Below are 15,190 nucleotides of genomic sequence, written 5' to 3'. Positions count from 1 at the left end.
AGTAAAATATAGATTAACAATAAACCTTATTGCGTTTGTGAGAGAAGAGGATATGAGCAAAAACTCAAACAGTTTGCTTTTTAGATTTGTTGCTATATTTATTGCATTTATCTTGATGGTTCTGACAGCCTGCGGCCTTTCGACTTACTTTATGCAGATGAGCACCTACCAGGCACAGGTGGAGCAGAATGCCCACAACCTGGCCAATTATCTCCAGGAGCTCATCAAGGCTGATAAACAGGACTTCATTGAATATCAGAACTGCATTCTTCGGTATAACGACAAGATTAAGGTTCCCTATAATTTCGATGGGGACTATTTACCTGCCATGGCAGAGTATTACAGCATTTTGGCTGAGGAGTATCCCGGAATGTCCGTGGATGACGACATTCCTTTTGAGGAACTCTCCGACAGAGCCAAGATCGCTTTTGCCGTGTATACCCATGAGTACTGGCTCAACGTATTTGAGAAGGCCAGAGATACCTTTGGCGCCAGATACTGCTATTACGTTACTCCATTTCCTCACGAAGATGAATACATGATATATATCATCGATTTCATGAGGGAGGAAGTCCAAATTGACGGCGAAAGCTGCATAGCTCTAGGAGTTGTTGCCGAGCATCCCAGGGATGAATTCAAGAACATGTGGCAGGCATGGGAAACCGGACAGGTACCTTCCGGCTATGATATCGCGGACAATGAGTTTGGCAAGACCTATGAGTATTATGCCCCTCTTATAATTGACGGTGAGACCATCGGCGTCATCACAGTTGAGATGGATGCGGTCCAGCTGAACAAGGAGATCCTCAGACTGACATACATACAGATTTTAGGGGCCGCTATTATGCTGGTACTCTGCGTTCTGTTACTGCTTTGGTTCCTGAACCGGAAGTTTATCAGAAGGCTGGGCTTTGTGGTTGAATGCGTCAAGGAATACACCATTGAGAAAAATCCCGGAATTGCAGATAAGCTGGATGATATAGCCAAAACGAGGGACGAGATAGGCGCCCTGGCAAGAGAAATCTCTGTCATGATAAGGGAGCTGGATAAATTTGTAAACAATCTCGTGAAGACCACCAGGGAGCTTACCGCCACCAAGAAGCATGCGGACGAGCTGAAGGCCCTTGCCAACAAAGACGCCCTCACCGGAGTCAGAAACAAGGTCTCCTATGACAATGAAGTTAAGCGTCTGGACCAGGAGCTTGAGTACGGCGAAAAGAGATTCGGAATCTGCATAATGGACATCAATTTCCTTAAGAAGGCCAACGACGAATATGGCCACGACAAGGGAAATATTGCAATCAAAAAACTTTGTGATATGATATGCAAAGTGTTCAGACATTCCCCTATCTTCAGAATAGGCGGGGATGAATTCGCCATAATCCTCAGAAACAGTGATTATGACGACGTAGAGGCGCTCATTAAGCAGTTTGATGAAAACATGATGAAGCTCGTCTCCGGAGAGAACTTAGCACCCTGGGAAAAGATCACTGCGGCTGTGGGATATGCCGTTTTTGACCCGGAGAAGGACCATTGCGTTGAGGATGTATTCCGCAGGGCAGATGCTGCAATGTATGAGAAAAAAGTACAGATGAAAACAGAGGGGAAAGTATAATCTGTAAAGAATGGGAAAAAGTTTTGGCGGGATAAAAAGAATACTAATGACACTAATGGCAGGAGCAGTAATGCTTCTGCTTTCGTCATGCGCAAATTCCGAAAGACAAAAGGCAGTGGAGTACATCTCTGAGAAGTACACCGTGCCCTCAGAGAATCAGCTTATCGTCTACACTTCTCACAAGGAAGAGGTCTATCTTCCCATAATCCGTGAATTTGAAAACAGAACCGGCATCTGGGTTGAGATCCACGCCGGGGGCACCGCAGAAATGCTGGAGCAGGCAAGACTTGCTTCGGAAAAAGGCCAGTGCGACATCATGTTCGGCGGGGGAATCGAAAGCTATGAGGCCTCCAAGGACCTCTTTTTGCCCTACAGAGCCCTGGACAGGGAAAAGCTTGATTCCAACTACGTCTCAGAGGGAAACTATTATACTCCTTTTACCGAACTTCCCATTGTATTTATCTATAATTCCAAGCTGGTGGACACCAAGGACGCCCCCAGGACCTGGTCCGATCTTTTTAATTCCAAATGGAAGGGAAAAATAGCCTTTGCGGACCTGTGGAATTCAGGCACCAGCTACACCATCGTCTCCACCATGGAGCAGCTCTTTGACGAGCCCGCAGACAGCCTTCTGCCCAGGTTCTATGAGCAGCTGGAGGGCAGAGTGCTGGGCTCCTCAGGCCAGGTAATTCCCAAGGTTTCAGACGGTTCTTTTCTTGTGGGCATAACCCTGGAGGAGACCGCCAAGAAGTACATGAACGCCGGCTATGACATATCCATGATCTACCCCCAGGACGGCACCAGCGCTGTACCCGACGGCTGCGCCATGGTAAAAAATGCGCCCCACAGCTATAATGCCGGACTCTTCATCGACTTTGTGGTGAGCGCCGATACCCAGAACTACGCCATGGAGAAGTTTTACCGAAGACCGGTACGAGGGGATATTCAGCTGCAAAAGAGCTACGGCAGGATAAAACAGATCGAGTTCGACATAGAAAGATCAGCCCGGGAAGAGCCAGAAGTTTTCAGTCTGTGGGATCAGCTCACAGGCAGGGAAGGGGGCTGAGCCATGAGATTTATAAGACAGTCCTTTAAAAGACAGATCTTCGTGGTGTTCCTTTCCGTCACGCTTTTGCTGGTCATCTTCGGCGGAATTCTGACCCTGCAGGGCTTCCAGGCCAGGGTAAAACAGGACTATGAAAAAAGAGACAGAGAGCAGGAGAAGATCATCGGGGAAAAGATCCTGAGTATGATCAGCCTCTCGGAGGCGGCCCTGGACGGCATCGAAGCCGATGAAGTCCTGGTGGATTCCCTGACTCCCGGAAGAAAGAATACCATTGAGATTTACGCCTCCCTTTATGACAAGACCAAGGATATAAGAGGCTTTTCCACCATAGACATGTACATGGGGGAGAACTGCATGTACAGCACCAGAAGCGGTTACAAGTCAGACCCCCTTCCCCTGGAGTACTCAGTTCTCAAGGATGCAGATACGAAAAACGGAAAGACCGCCTACGGCCTTGACCCGGGAAATGCCTCCGAGAGCGGAGCTCCCCTGATTCTGGCAAGAAAAATCGTGGATGGAAACAAGCCCGGTTTTGCAGTGATAAGAATAGGACAGGAGGCCATAGAAAGCGAGTTGGGAAGCCAGTTAAATGCCAAGGACGGCTTTATGCTCACCAACAGATTCTTCAGACCCTTTTGCCTGATAGGAGCAGCACAGGACGGCAAGACCTTAAGCCAGATCAGAGGAAACCTCATGGGGGGAATCCTCTACAACACAGGCCTTAAAGGGAACATCTACATAGAAGAGCTGGAGGACTACGGCCTTCTGACAATATATACAACGCCCCCGGCACTGGAGGAAAGTGCCATCAAGGCGGGCTACCAGATCATCCTCATACAGGTTGTCATCAGCGTTATCGTGTGCCTTCTGGTGGCTTCAAGGCTCAGCGGGTATCTCTCAAAGCCCATCGGAACTCTGGCCCTTGCCATGAAGCGCTTCAGAAAAGGAGATTTCGACACCAAGATAGAGCTCTCCAGAGAGGATGAGTTTGAGCAGCTGGCCACGGGCTTTAACAAGATGACCACACAGCTGAAGGAGACCATGGAAGAGCAGGTTCAGGCCGAAAGGCAGGTCAACGAGACCAGGATACAGATGATGCAGGCCCAGCTCAATCCTCACTTTTTGTACAACACCTTAGATACCATCAAGTGGGTTGCCAAGGCCAATCAGGTGCCGGAGGTGGCCACCATGTCCGCATCCCTGGCGGGAATCCTTCGTACCAGTATCTCCGAGAGCCAGTTTTGTCCTTTGTCAAAGGAGCTGGAGCTGGTGCAGAACTACTGCGAGATACAAAAGATCAGATTTGATGACAAGTTCCAGATAACCATAGATGTGCCAAAGGAGCTCCAGAGCGCTGTTATCCCCAAGCTGATCCTGCAGCCCATCGTAGAAAATGCCATTATCCACGGCATGGACGAATCCATCAACGGCCATATCTACGTGGCTGCCATAAGAGACAGGAGAGATGGGAAGGACCTTCTCAAGATCTCCGTCCAGGACGACGGAAAGGGCATCAGCGATGAGATGATGCAGGCCCTTAACAATGATGATGTGGAGACTTTGAAGGGCCATCTTGGACTTAACAATGTGAATACAATTATCAGACTCTACTACGGAAAAGAGTATGGTGTCATGGCCTTCAGGCCCACCCAGGGCGGAACGGTAATGATAGTAACTCTGCCTTATTCAGAAGAGGAACCCCAATGACAAAAGTAATGATCGTTGATGATGAAAAATACGTCCGCATGGGCATAAAAGGAGACACCGACTGGGCCCTTATCGGCTGCGAAGTGGTGGGTGAAGCCTCCAACGGCAAAGAAGCCCTTGAGGTGGCAGGGCAGGTGCAGCCTGACCTTGTGATCTCCGACATCAGAATGCCACAGATGGACGGCATAGAATTTACCGAGAAGCTCCTGGAGAGATTTCCTGACACCAAAGTCATTTTTCTCACCGCCTACAGTGAGTTCGAATACGCCAGACAGGCAGTGCGTCTTGGGGTATCCGATTATCTCCTGAAACCCTTCCAGGACGGCGAACTGGAGGCTGCCATACAGAGACTTCTTCACCTTCATCCGGAGAACTCCGCCTCTGCAAAGGATCTGGAGGAAGAGCTGATCCCTCTTAAGAAAAAGAATGAGATCCAGAACCGCTACGTTCAGACCGCCATTGAGTATATCGAGAAGCACTTTGCGGACACAGATTTTTCCGTGGGTAAGCTGGCGGAATCCATGAGCGTCTCCGAAGGTCATATCAGCAGGCTTTTTAAATCCGAGACCGACACCAGTATCGGCAACTACCTGACCAAGTACAGGATAAAAAAGGCCATGGACTACCTGAAGGACATAAACGTCAAAGTCTACGAAGTGGCAGAAAGAGTGGGCTATCAGGACATCGCTTATTTTTCCAATACCTTCAAAAAGCTGGTGGGAAAGAGCCCTTCGGACTATCAGAGCAAAGGGCTTGAATGATCTTTTTTAATAATTGAATAAAGAAGTCAGATTTCTACAAAAAATATCAGAGTAGTCATCTGCAAATGTGAACAGACTATGAATAAACTGTAACTATACAGAGCCAAGCAGAAATATATGAAATGCTGCTATCGAACTTGTTCGAATAGAAGTATTTCATAATATTTCTATTTGGCGGATATCCGACAATGAGGAAGTGCTTGCACTTCCGAGTTTGGCTCTGTATAGTTACTTTTTTTATTCAAAAGGAGGGTAAATCATTGAAGAAGAAAGTTTTAGCTACAATTCTGACGTTTGCAATGGTAGTTACATCACTTGCAGGTTGTGGAAGCTCAGGAAACGGAGGATCAACATCTGCTCCGGCAACTGATACACAGCAGACAGCAACAGCACAGACACAGACAACTGACAATACAGCAGCAGCAGAGACTCCCGCAGCTGAGCCTGCAGCAGAGCTCACAGGTATCGATGCCATCATCGCAGAGGCAGAGGGCATGACCATGGAAGAGCTGGCTAACAAGGCCATCGAGGAGTCCAACGGAAAGACCTTCTACGGTGTAGGTAACAGTAGCCGTGGTAAGTCCGCACTTCCTCTTTTCATCGAGTATCTGCAGACCATCGATCCTAATTACAGCATGGAATTCGAGTGGCAGCAGCCCAAGAACAACAAGATCTTCGAGCAGCTCACATCAGATTCCCTTAAGAGCGAAGGCACTTTTGCCATGACTCTTATCCAGGACGGTAACCAGATCCAGTCCAAGATGGTTGATACAGCTATCTTAAAGACCTTTATCCCTAAGGAGTGGGCAGAAGCCAACGGCACCACAGCCGATGCTTACACAGGCTTCCTTCCTCTTCAGACTCTTAACAAAGTATTCATGTACAACAACACAGGTTCAGCAACCTATAACAACTGCTGGGATTTCGTTTATGACGGCGCACATCCTCTTTTCATGGGCGTTGACTCTGAGATCGTAGGAAAGAACTTCCTGATGATGCTCACAGAAGACAAGTACGCTACATGGCTTAAGGAAGCTTATGACGCTCTTGATGACACCAAGAAGGCATACTTCGAGCCCACTATCCAGGCTATGCAGGCAGATGCAGGCGACCTTGGCCTTGGCGCAAACGGCGCTTATGCTCTTGCATGGATCAAGCTCTGGGTTAACAACTACAACGAGCAGACCGACGACGGCCCTATCTGCAACACCCTTGTTGATGCTTCCGCTACAGATCAGGCAGGACTTCTTGTTTATTCAAAGCTTCGTTCCGTTGAGGAATCAGCTTCCGTATCAGTTAACAACATCAATGTAGCAGCTTACCAGGATGGCTACACAGGAATCGGCGGCTATGGCTATTGTCACTATCTGTTCCTTACAAAGAACAGTCCTCTTCCTTGGACAGCATGCGCATTCATCGCTTACATGACCTGCACAGAGAAGGGCTTTGAGGCCTGGGGTAAGGACATGGGCGGATATTCAGCTAACCCTAACGTAGCAGCTGAGATCGAGGCTACCTTCCAGCATTCACAGGGCGGCGGAGATGAGTTCCCTGCAAAGAACGACCGCGGCTATGACTGGTGGACAACAGAGGGCGAGCTGGTTCTCGAGGATCCTGTATACTGCTCAGAAGTATCCTTCACAGTAGGCAGCTGGATCGACGTTCTCGACCACTATTCACCCGGGGAATAATTAATATCAGATAACTAACGGTGGGGTCTGTCCTCGGACAGGCCCCATATAATGAGAAAAGGGGAAGAGCATGCAGCAAGTCGCAAAACCGGACAAAGGAGCGATTTTCAGGAATAAGGTTAAGACATGGTTTTCACAACCCCAGAATATAATATTGCTTCTGTTTGGAATTGTGTTAACCTTCAGTACCGTCGCACCTATCGTCGCAATAGTAAAAGATACCTTCGCGATCCATCCGGGAACCATTGATCAGCACCTGACCAAGAGGGCCACCGGATACACCATCGTCAACTACACAGACCTTTTTACCAGTAAGCTGGCAAAGACCAATCTGTGGAATCCGCTGTTAAACACAGTGATCCTTTCAGTGCTTACCTGCTTCATATCAATTCTTTTCGGAGGCCTTTTCGCTTTCCTTGTAACAAGAACCGATATGAAGTTCAAGAAGTACTTAAGCTCAATCTTTATTTTCCCATACATCATGCCCCAGTGGACTCTGGCTGTTGTATGGCAGCACATGTTTTATTCAAATAAGATAACCGGTACATCGGACGGTCTTCTGGCCGCCATTTTCCATGTGTACTTCCCCCATTGGTGGTGTCAGGGCGTGTTCCCCAGTGCCATGGTTCTTGGCCTTCACTATGCGCCTTTTGCCTATATCCTTATAGGAGGCATCTTCAAAAACATGGATGCCAACCTGGAGGAAGCCGCAACAATCCTGGATACTCCCAAGTGGAAGATCATGTTTAAGGTTACGCTCCCTATGATCAAGCCCGCTATCCTTTCCACCATTCTTCTGGTGTTCGGAAGCGCCATGGGAAGCTACCCCGTACCTCATTACCTGAATCTTACAACACTTTCAACCAAGTACATTTCCATGAACAGTAAGTACACCGGCGAAGCCAGTATCCTGGCCATCATCATGATGATCTTCGGCGTCCTTATCCTGGGAATGAACCAGCTCTCACTTAAGAGCCGCAAGAACTACACCACAGTAACGGGTAAATCCGGTCAGCTCACCAAGCTCTCCCTCGGAAAAGCAGGAAAATGGATCGTTGGAATCATTTTCATCGTGATCACTTTCTTTACCAGCATCTGGCCCATCCTTCTTTTCGCACTGGAGACCTTTCTGCCTAACCCCGGTGACTACAGCTTCCTGTACTCCGGCAACCTGGCACACCTGACCAGCAAGTGGTGGGTAACCAACGAAAATATCACAGAAAACGGAATGTACGGCCAGCCCGGTATCCTCTACAACAAGACCATTTGGCACGCCTTCTTCGGAACTCTTTTCCTGGCAGTTGTGTGTGCCCTGATAGCAGGTACCATCGGAACTCTCATCGGCTACGCCGTGGCAAAAAAGAGAAGGAACAAGTGGGCAAACTACGTAAACAACGTGGCATTCCTGCCTTACCTTATGCCTTCCATCGCCGTGGGAGCAGCGTTCTTTATCCTGTTCTCCAACGAGCATATCAATCTGTTTAACACATACACACTTCTGATCATTGCAGGTGTTGTAAAATACATACCTTTTGCTTCCAGGAGCTCCTTAAATTCCATGCTCCAGATCAGTAACGAGCTGGAGGAAGCAGCAGTGATCATGAATACCTCATGGATAAAGAGAATGACCAGGATCATCATTCCCATTCAGAAGTCATCCATCATCAGCGGATATCTGCTTCCGTTCATGACCTGCCTTCGTGAACTTTCACTGTTCCTGCTTCTCTGCACCCAGGGCTTCATCCTTTCAACGACCCTGGACTACTTCGATGAGATGGGATTGTATGCATTCTCAAGTGCCATCAACCTGATCCTCATCGTTACGATCTTAGTATTTAACACACTGGTAAACAAGCTGACTGGCGCAAGCCTTGACAGTGGAATCGGAGGAAAATAATAATGCCGGAAATCATTTTGGAAAATATCACAAAGCGTTGGGGAAAATTTTTTGGCGTTGATAATGTGAGCCTCAATATTCCCGACAATTCTTTTATCACACTTCTTGGACCGTCAGGCTGCGGAAAGACCACCATTCTTCGAATGATCGCAGGTCTTGAGACCCCCACCGAGGGCCGCATCACCATCGGCGACAAGGTTGTTTTTGATTCAAACGCAGGTATCAACGTGCCTACCAACAAGCGTAGGGTGGGCTTCCTTTTCCAGAACTACGCCCTGTGGCCCAACATGACAGTTTATGAGAACATCTCTTTTGGTTTAAAGAACATCCACGAGGAGATGCCTGTTCTGGACGTGGCTGCCAAGAGGGCCGGTGACATGGTAAGAGCCCTTCAGAACGGTCACAAGGTAAAAGAGGTCATCGAGGAGTGCCGCGACAAGAACGGCAAGCTGGATGAGAACAAGGCTTATGTTAAGCTCATCGACAACTACAGCCTTTCTATCTTTACAGCAAAAGAGCTCTTTGGCCTTGGAATCCACACATCATCAGATCCTCAGGCCGCAGCCAAGACCAAGCTCTCCGAGTATGAGAATAAGCTCTCTGAGATAAAGAAGAAATACGAAGCTGAGGGAAAAGGCTTAAACGACAAATATGAAGTAACAAAAGACGGAATGGCTATTCTGGAAAACAGAAAGCTCACCAAGGAGGAGATCGACTCAAGGGTAAGGGCCTGCTCCCGTATCGTTAAGATCGGAATGTTCATGGACAGATATCCCGCAGAGCTCTCCGGCGGACAGCAGCAGAGAGTTGCAATCGCAAGAACACTGGCTCCGGAGCCACAGGTTCTTTTCATGGATGAGCCCCTTTCAAACCTGGATGCCAAGCTTCGTCTTGAGATGAGATACGAGCTCCAGAGACTTCATGTGGAGACCGGTTCCACCTTCGTATATGTAACCCACGATCAGATGGAAGCCATGACTCTGGCCACCAAGATCTGCCTTGTCAGCAACGGTGTGCTTCAGCAGTATGCGCCGCCTCTGACAGTTTACAACCGCCCTTCAAACCTCTTTGTTGCGGATTTCGTTGGCAATCCTTCCATGAACTTTGTGGATGCCAAGGGAATGCAGGATCCGGACGGAAACCTGACCCTGACAATCTTAGGGGATAAAAAGGTAAGATTTATTCCTGAGTATGCCCTGGATATGAATGCCTGGAGGCATGTGAGAGATCAGAGCATCGAGGAAAAGGCCAAAGCTGAAAAAGAGCGTCTTTCCAAGAAGGGTGCTGTGGAAAAGAGTAACAAAGACGAGGTATTCAAATACCACGTTCAGAGAGTGGAAGAGCAGGACGACAGTATCGCAGACGAGCCTGTGATCACCGATGAGGACTTTGTTATCGGTATCCGCCCTGAGGCCATTGACCTTGATGAAAACGGCAGGATCGATGCCACCATTTACGGCGCGATGCCCACAGGTATGGAATCCACATTGAAGCTCAGAGTTGGCGAGTTCCTCCTTACAGGAGTTATCTTTGGAAATTCTCTTTTCAAAATCGGCCAGGAAGAGAAGATAAATATATCAGGAAATGACATACTCTTATTTGATCGAAAGTCAGGCAGGCTCATATGTGCCGGCAGTCTTGAACTATAATAATTAAAAAAGGGAGGGAATCCGGAATTGTTCCAGATTCCCTCCTATTTCATTTGTCAAAGTCTTTCGGGTTGCCCTGTAAATTACTTCTCAAACTCGGCTGCTACATCCTTAAGCAGTGCGCGAATCTCCAGGTGCTGCGGGCAGACAGCTTCGCAGCCGCCGCATTCGATGCAGGCGCTGGCCTTGCCACTGGTGGCTGTTAAATTGCCGTAGTACATGTTCTGGTTCCAGTCGTTGAATACCTTCTTGGTATTCAGACATGCAAACAGCTCAGGAATCTTGATGTCCATAGGACAGTGATTCTCCTCCACGCAGTAGTGGCAGGCTGTACATGGGATCATATCAAGACCCTTGTAGATAGCTGTAACCTTCGCAATAGCTCCAAGCTCTGCTTCAGACAGAGGCTTGAAATCCTTCATGAAGGAAACATTGTCCTTCATCTGAGCCATGTCGCTCATTCCCGAAAGAACAATTCTGATGCCCTCCTGGTGTGCCGCAAAGCGGATAGCATAGCTGGCATTGGAAAGACCGTCCCCAAGCTCCTCGTATACTTTTGCTGCTGCATCAGGGAGTTTCACAAGGCTTCCGCCCTTAACAGGCTCCATAACGATGATGGGCTTGCCGTGCTTTCTGCAGACGTCATAAACCTTTTTACTCTGAACAGAAGGATCATCATAATCCACATAGTTGAACTGGATCTGAACGACCTCAATCTCAGGATAAGTTGTAAGAATGTTATCAAGAACCTCAGCCTTGTCGTGGAAGGACAGGCCCACATGTCTTATTTTTCCTTCCTTCTTCAGTTCAAAAGCTGTCTCATAGGCCTTGCATTTTTTGAAGTGCTCAAAGTTCACAGCATTCTGTGCGTGCATCAGATAAAAATCGAAGTACTCCACACCGCAGGCCTCCAGCTGACTCTGGAAGAAGGGGCGGATCTCCTCCTGGCTGTGGAAATAGGGCTCCGTGAGCTTGTCTGTCAGAAGATACTTATCTCTGGGATATCTGTCTGTCAGCGCCACCTTGATAGCCTTCTCCGACTTGCCGTCAATATAGCCGTGAGCTGTGTCAAAATAGTTAAATCCGTTGTTAATGAAATAGTCGGTCATCTCCTTGAACTGCTCGATATCTACCTCCGAGCCGATCATAGGAAGTCTCATACATCCAAAGCCAAAGAATGTTTTAATTTCTGGAAATGATCTGTCCATCGCTTGCCCTCCGAACATGAATATCTATTCAACTGGTTCTTATATTGTATCATAAAAGATTATCGAATTTTAATATATTTATTATATATATCTTGGTATAATATAAATTGACACCTTTTCATAATTTTGATTCTTTTTTGTCGGATTTACAAGGATGTTATCATGGACAATATTCCTATTTCAGTAGTATTAGAAAACCTGCTTAGACTAAGCCCCGCCGGGATTTTCTGGAAAGATACAGAACGGCGTTTTCTTGGTGCGAACCAGATGTTTTTGGATTACTATGGCCTGGAGTCAGTGGAGAATCTGATTGGAAAAACAGACGAAGATATGGGCTGGCATATAGACCCGGCTCCCTTCAGGGCAGAGGAACTCAGAGTGATCCATAACAACGAGGTCTCCTACAAAGTTCCCGGACAGTGTATCGTCAAGGGAAAGGTCCGACAGATCCAGGCAACCAAGCATCCCCTTATCATGGACGGCAAGACCGTGGGTCTCATGGGATATTTTGTGGATGTCACCGAGACTATGGCAGAGAGGGACCGCCTGGCTGTGCTGTCCCAGACCGATGAACTCACAGGACTTTTGAACCGCAGGGCCTACACAGAGATCGCATCTCAGTATGAGCAGCAGTATTACAAGGAAGGCACTGATTTTGTGCTGTATATGCTGGATTTTGACAACTTCAAAAATATAAATGACAGGCATGGCCACGAATACGGCAATCTCATTCTTCGCTCCGTCAGCAAAGCCCTTACCCAGGCTGCATCGGATAACAGCGTGCTGTTCCGTTACGGTGGCGATGAATTTGTAATCCTCCATCAGTACAAGGATATGGAGGATATAGATACTTTGGAAAAAAAGCTTATGAAGGCCGTGGTGATACCCAGAAACATAGACGGAATAAGTATTCAGGTGAAGGCCAGCATCGGTCATTCCTGCTTTTCCGAGACCGGTTATCTCTCCGATATGATCGAAATGGCTGACAGGCGTATGTACGACATGAAGGCTGAACACAGGAAAGAAAATAAGTAGAATTTGTGAACAATTCGCGGATTTGTTGAAGTGAAGGTGGCGATATGCTAGGATTATTCTTGGCTTATCGCCATTTTTTTGAAAAAAGTATTGTGTTGGAAGGAGAATTACTAAATGGCAAACGAAGAGAATTTACAGCAGACAGAAACAGAGAAGATTCTTGAGGCAGAGGCAGTTCAGGAGAACACCGGATTAGGAATCGTAGGTGCGATCCTTGGCTCACTGGTTGGCGTTGCAGCCATCGTCCTCATCGGACAGCTGGGCTATGTAGCAGCTATCGGTGGCGTGGTTATGGCTCTTGCAACTTTCTTTGGCTATGAGAAGCTTGGCAAAAAGCTTACAACCAAGGGCATCGTTATCTGCACAGTCATCATGATCGCAATGGTATTTGTTGCAGCAATGGTTGATTGCACAATTGCTATCTGCAGCGGCATTGGTGATGTAGGATTCTTTGATGTATTCTTTAAACTGTTCCCATTACTCAGCTATGCTGATGCTATGGGTGAGTTCTTCGGAGAACTTGCACTTCTTTATTTATTCACAGCTCTCGGAGCAGTGCCTTATATCAGACGCAAGCTCGCTGAGAGAAAGCACATCAATGAAGTGTTAGACAAGTCCGGAAGAGCAGCTTAATTGCTATAAATATAAGCCTGTCTCCCGTTGTTTTGTAACGGGGCAGGCTTTTTTGTTTAATAGTTAGTCTTGTATTATATTATGTTTTATAAGAGGTTATATTTATGAAAAGACAGACAAAAAGAATCATGGCAATCATACTGGTTGTCCTTATGGTGGGCGGAACCGTGGCCAGCTGCGGAAGCTCACTGGGTGATAATGTAGAGGTATCTCAGTCGGGAGATGAGGACGGCGCAGACGCCGACTCTGACCCGGCCCTATCGGACACCGAGACGGCACAGGAAGCGCAGGAGCAGAAAGGGGTTGATGATATGGAGATAACAAGAACCATAAAGCTTGATACAAGCAAGATCCAGACCTTTAATGATACCAACGGCGACGGCTACGGCGAGTTTCAGGGCTGGGGCACATCCCTTTGCTGGTGGGCCAACAGATGCGGCTACAGCGAGGCTCTGACTGAGGCCACAGCAGAGGCTTTTTACAATGCAGACACCGGCCTTGGCATGAACATCGGTCGTTACAACATAGGTGGCGGAGACAATGTCACAAACGAGGACGTTACCGCTGCCATGAAGGAAGAAAATCCATTTTTACATAAAGAGCATATAAGACGCTCCGACTCAGTGGTTCCGGGCTATTGCAAGGATGTGACCAAGATTGATCTTAGCAAAAACAGCAGGGACTACTACAGGGAGAACTTCGAGAGAGCTGATTTTGACTGCGGTTTCGCCTGGAACTATGACTGGGACGCAGACAAAAATCAGATGAATATCCTCATCGCTGCGGCTAAGGCAGCAGGGGACGAGTTCATCGGAGAAGCTTTTTCCAATTCCCCGCCGTATTTTATGACGGTTTCAGGCTGCTCCTCAGGAGGGGAGGACCCTTCCGTGGACAACCTGAGAGAGGATTCCTACACAGCCTTTGCCTGCTACATGGCGGACGTTATGGAGCACTGGGCAAAAGAGGGCGTGATGAACTTCCAGAGCGTGGCACCCATGAACGAGCCTGCCACCAGCTACTGGAAGATGTGGAGCGACAAGCAGGAGGGCTGCCATTTTACCCAGGGAGAGTCCCAGTCAAGGATCCTGGTGGAGCTCAGCAAAGAGCTGGAAAGCAAAGGCCTTGAGAGCATCATTTCCGCCTCCGACGAGACCAGCATTGAAGCGGCCATCATGTCCTACAAGCACCTGACCCCCGAGGCAAAAGAGGTGGTGGGCAGGATCGATACCCACAGCTATCAGGGAACCCAGCGTGATATGCTCAGGAACACAGCCATGGAGGGCGGCGTGAACCTCTGGATGAGCGAAGTTGACGGAACCTTCTCCATCGGCAAAAAAGACACCGGAATGAGCGCAGCCCTTGGCTTTGCGGATGCCATCAGACAGGACCTGAACGGAATGCTTCCCAGCGCCTGGATCATGTGGGACGCAGTGGACCTTCACGTGGATTCCAATAATAAATGGGACACCTGCAAGAGAGAGGAAGCGGACAAGATAATAGAAGAGGGCACTCCTTTCTGGGGAATTGCCATCGCTGACCACGACAAGCAGGAGCTCCTTCTCAGCAAAAAATACTATGCCTACGGCCAGTTTTCCCGTTACATCCGCCCGGGCTACACACTGGTGGGCTCCAGTGATTTCACTGTGGCAGCGGTTAACAAAGAGGACAACAGTGCGGTTATCGTAGCCATCAACACCAACTCCGACGACCTTCTTTGGGAGTTTGACCTGTCCAAGTTCGATGTGGGCTGCAACAGTGTGACCGCCATCCGCACCAGCAAAGATGAGGACTGGGCCAATGTCACCAAGTTTGTGGGAACAAAGATAGATGGGAATAAGTTTTCCGCCTTTGTAAAGGGAAGCTCCATAACAACGTTTATTATCAGATAAAGAGAGAAAAAATGAAGATAGAAAATTTAAAGAAGCGAA

Annotated in this window: 11 protein-coding genes; 10 read left to right on the top strand and 1 reads right to left on the bottom strand. The window is 48.0% G+C overall.

What is annotated here, in order from left to right; all coding sequences use genetic code 11:
- Positions 1 to 52: 52 nt before the first annotated feature.
- The 7 genes from T359_RS0112065 to T359_RS0112035 all read left to right on the top strand — a co-directional run bounded on the left by T359_RS0112065 (position 53) and on the right by T359_RS0112035 (position 10,386).
- Positions 53 to 1,615: a GGDEF domain-containing protein gene (locus tag T359_RS0112065; protein WP_026517706.1), complete on the top strand. Its 1,563-nt coding sequence runs from the start codon at positions 53 to 55 to the stop codon at positions 1,613 to 1,615.
- A 46-nt stretch (positions 1,616 to 1,661) separates the two neighbouring features.
- Complete coding sequence (locus T359_RS0112060) at positions 1,662 to 2,681, top strand: extracellular solute-binding protein (RefSeq protein WP_242839090.1); 1,020 nt, start codon at positions 1,662 to 1,664, stop codon at positions 2,679 to 2,681.
- A gap of 3 nt (positions 2,682 to 2,684) precedes the next feature.
- Positions 2,685 to 4,388 (top strand): sensor histidine kinase, encoded by a 1,704-nt coding sequence (locus T359_RS0112055; RefSeq protein WP_026517704.1) that lies wholly within the window; start codon positions 2,685 to 2,687, stop codon positions 4,386 to 4,388.
- Positions 4,385 to 5,149: a response regulator transcription factor gene (locus T359_RS0112050; protein WP_026517703.1), complete on the top strand. Its 765-nt coding sequence runs from the start codon at positions 4,385 to 4,387 to the stop codon at positions 5,147 to 5,149. Before T359_RS0112055 ends, T359_RS0112050 begins: the two co-directional genes overlap by 4 nt.
- Positions 5,150 to 5,409: 260 nt before the next feature.
- Complete coding sequence (locus tag T359_RS0112045) at positions 5,410 to 6,840, top strand: hypothetical protein (protein WP_026517702.1); 1,431 nt, start codon at positions 5,410 to 5,412, stop codon at positions 6,838 to 6,840.
- Between the two features lie 70 nt (positions 6,841 to 6,910).
- Positions 6,911 to 8,737, top strand: a complete 1,827-nt coding sequence (locus T359_RS0112040) for an ABC transporter permease (RefSeq protein ID WP_026517701.1) — start codon at positions 6,911 to 6,913, stop codon at positions 8,735 to 8,737.
- A gap of 2 nt (positions 8,738 to 8,739) precedes the next feature.
- Complete coding sequence (locus T359_RS0112035; protein ID WP_026517700.1) at positions 8,740 to 10,386, top strand: ABC transporter ATP-binding protein; 1,647 nt, start codon at positions 8,740 to 8,742, stop codon at positions 10,384 to 10,386.
- Positions 10,387 to 10,469: 83 nt separating this feature from the next.
- Here T359_RS0112035 and T359_RS0112030 read toward each other — a convergent pair whose 3' ends face one another.
- Entirely contained in the window at positions 10,470 to 11,594 is a 1,125-nt protein-coding gene (locus tag T359_RS0112030; RefSeq protein ID WP_081795564.1) for an aldo/keto reductase, read from the bottom strand.
- Between the two features lie 162 nt (positions 11,595 to 11,756).
- Here T359_RS0112030 and T359_RS0112025 point away from each other — a divergent pair, with 162 nt between their 5' ends.
- The 3 genes from T359_RS0112025 (at position 11,757) to T359_RS20230 (ending at position 15,151) form a co-directional block, all read left to right on the top strand.
- On the top strand, positions 11,757 to 12,629 hold the full coding sequence (locus T359_RS0112025; RefSeq protein WP_026517698.1) for a sensor domain-containing diguanylate cyclase: 873 nt from the start codon (positions 11,757 to 11,759) through the stop codon (positions 12,627 to 12,629).
- A gap of 114 nt (positions 12,630 to 12,743) precedes the next feature.
- Positions 12,744 to 13,262, top strand: a complete 519-nt coding sequence (locus T359_RS20235; protein WP_051545337.1) for a hypothetical protein — start codon at positions 12,744 to 12,746, stop codon at positions 13,260 to 13,262.
- Between the two features lie 104 nt (positions 13,263 to 13,366).
- The gene (locus T359_RS20230; protein WP_051545334.1) at positions 13,367 to 15,151 is read left to right on the top strand and encodes a glycoside hydrolase; all 1,785 of its coding nucleotides are present in this window, start codon (positions 13,367 to 13,369) and stop codon (positions 15,149 to 15,151) included.
- Positions 15,152 to 15,190 lie beyond the last annotated feature (39 nt).

Source organism: Butyrivibrio sp. MC2021 (assembly GCF_000621605.1).
Taxonomy (GTDB): Bacteria; Bacillota; Clostridia; order Lachnospirales; family Lachnospiraceae; genus Butyrivibrio.
This window is presented reverse-complemented; position numbering and strand designations above follow the sequence as displayed.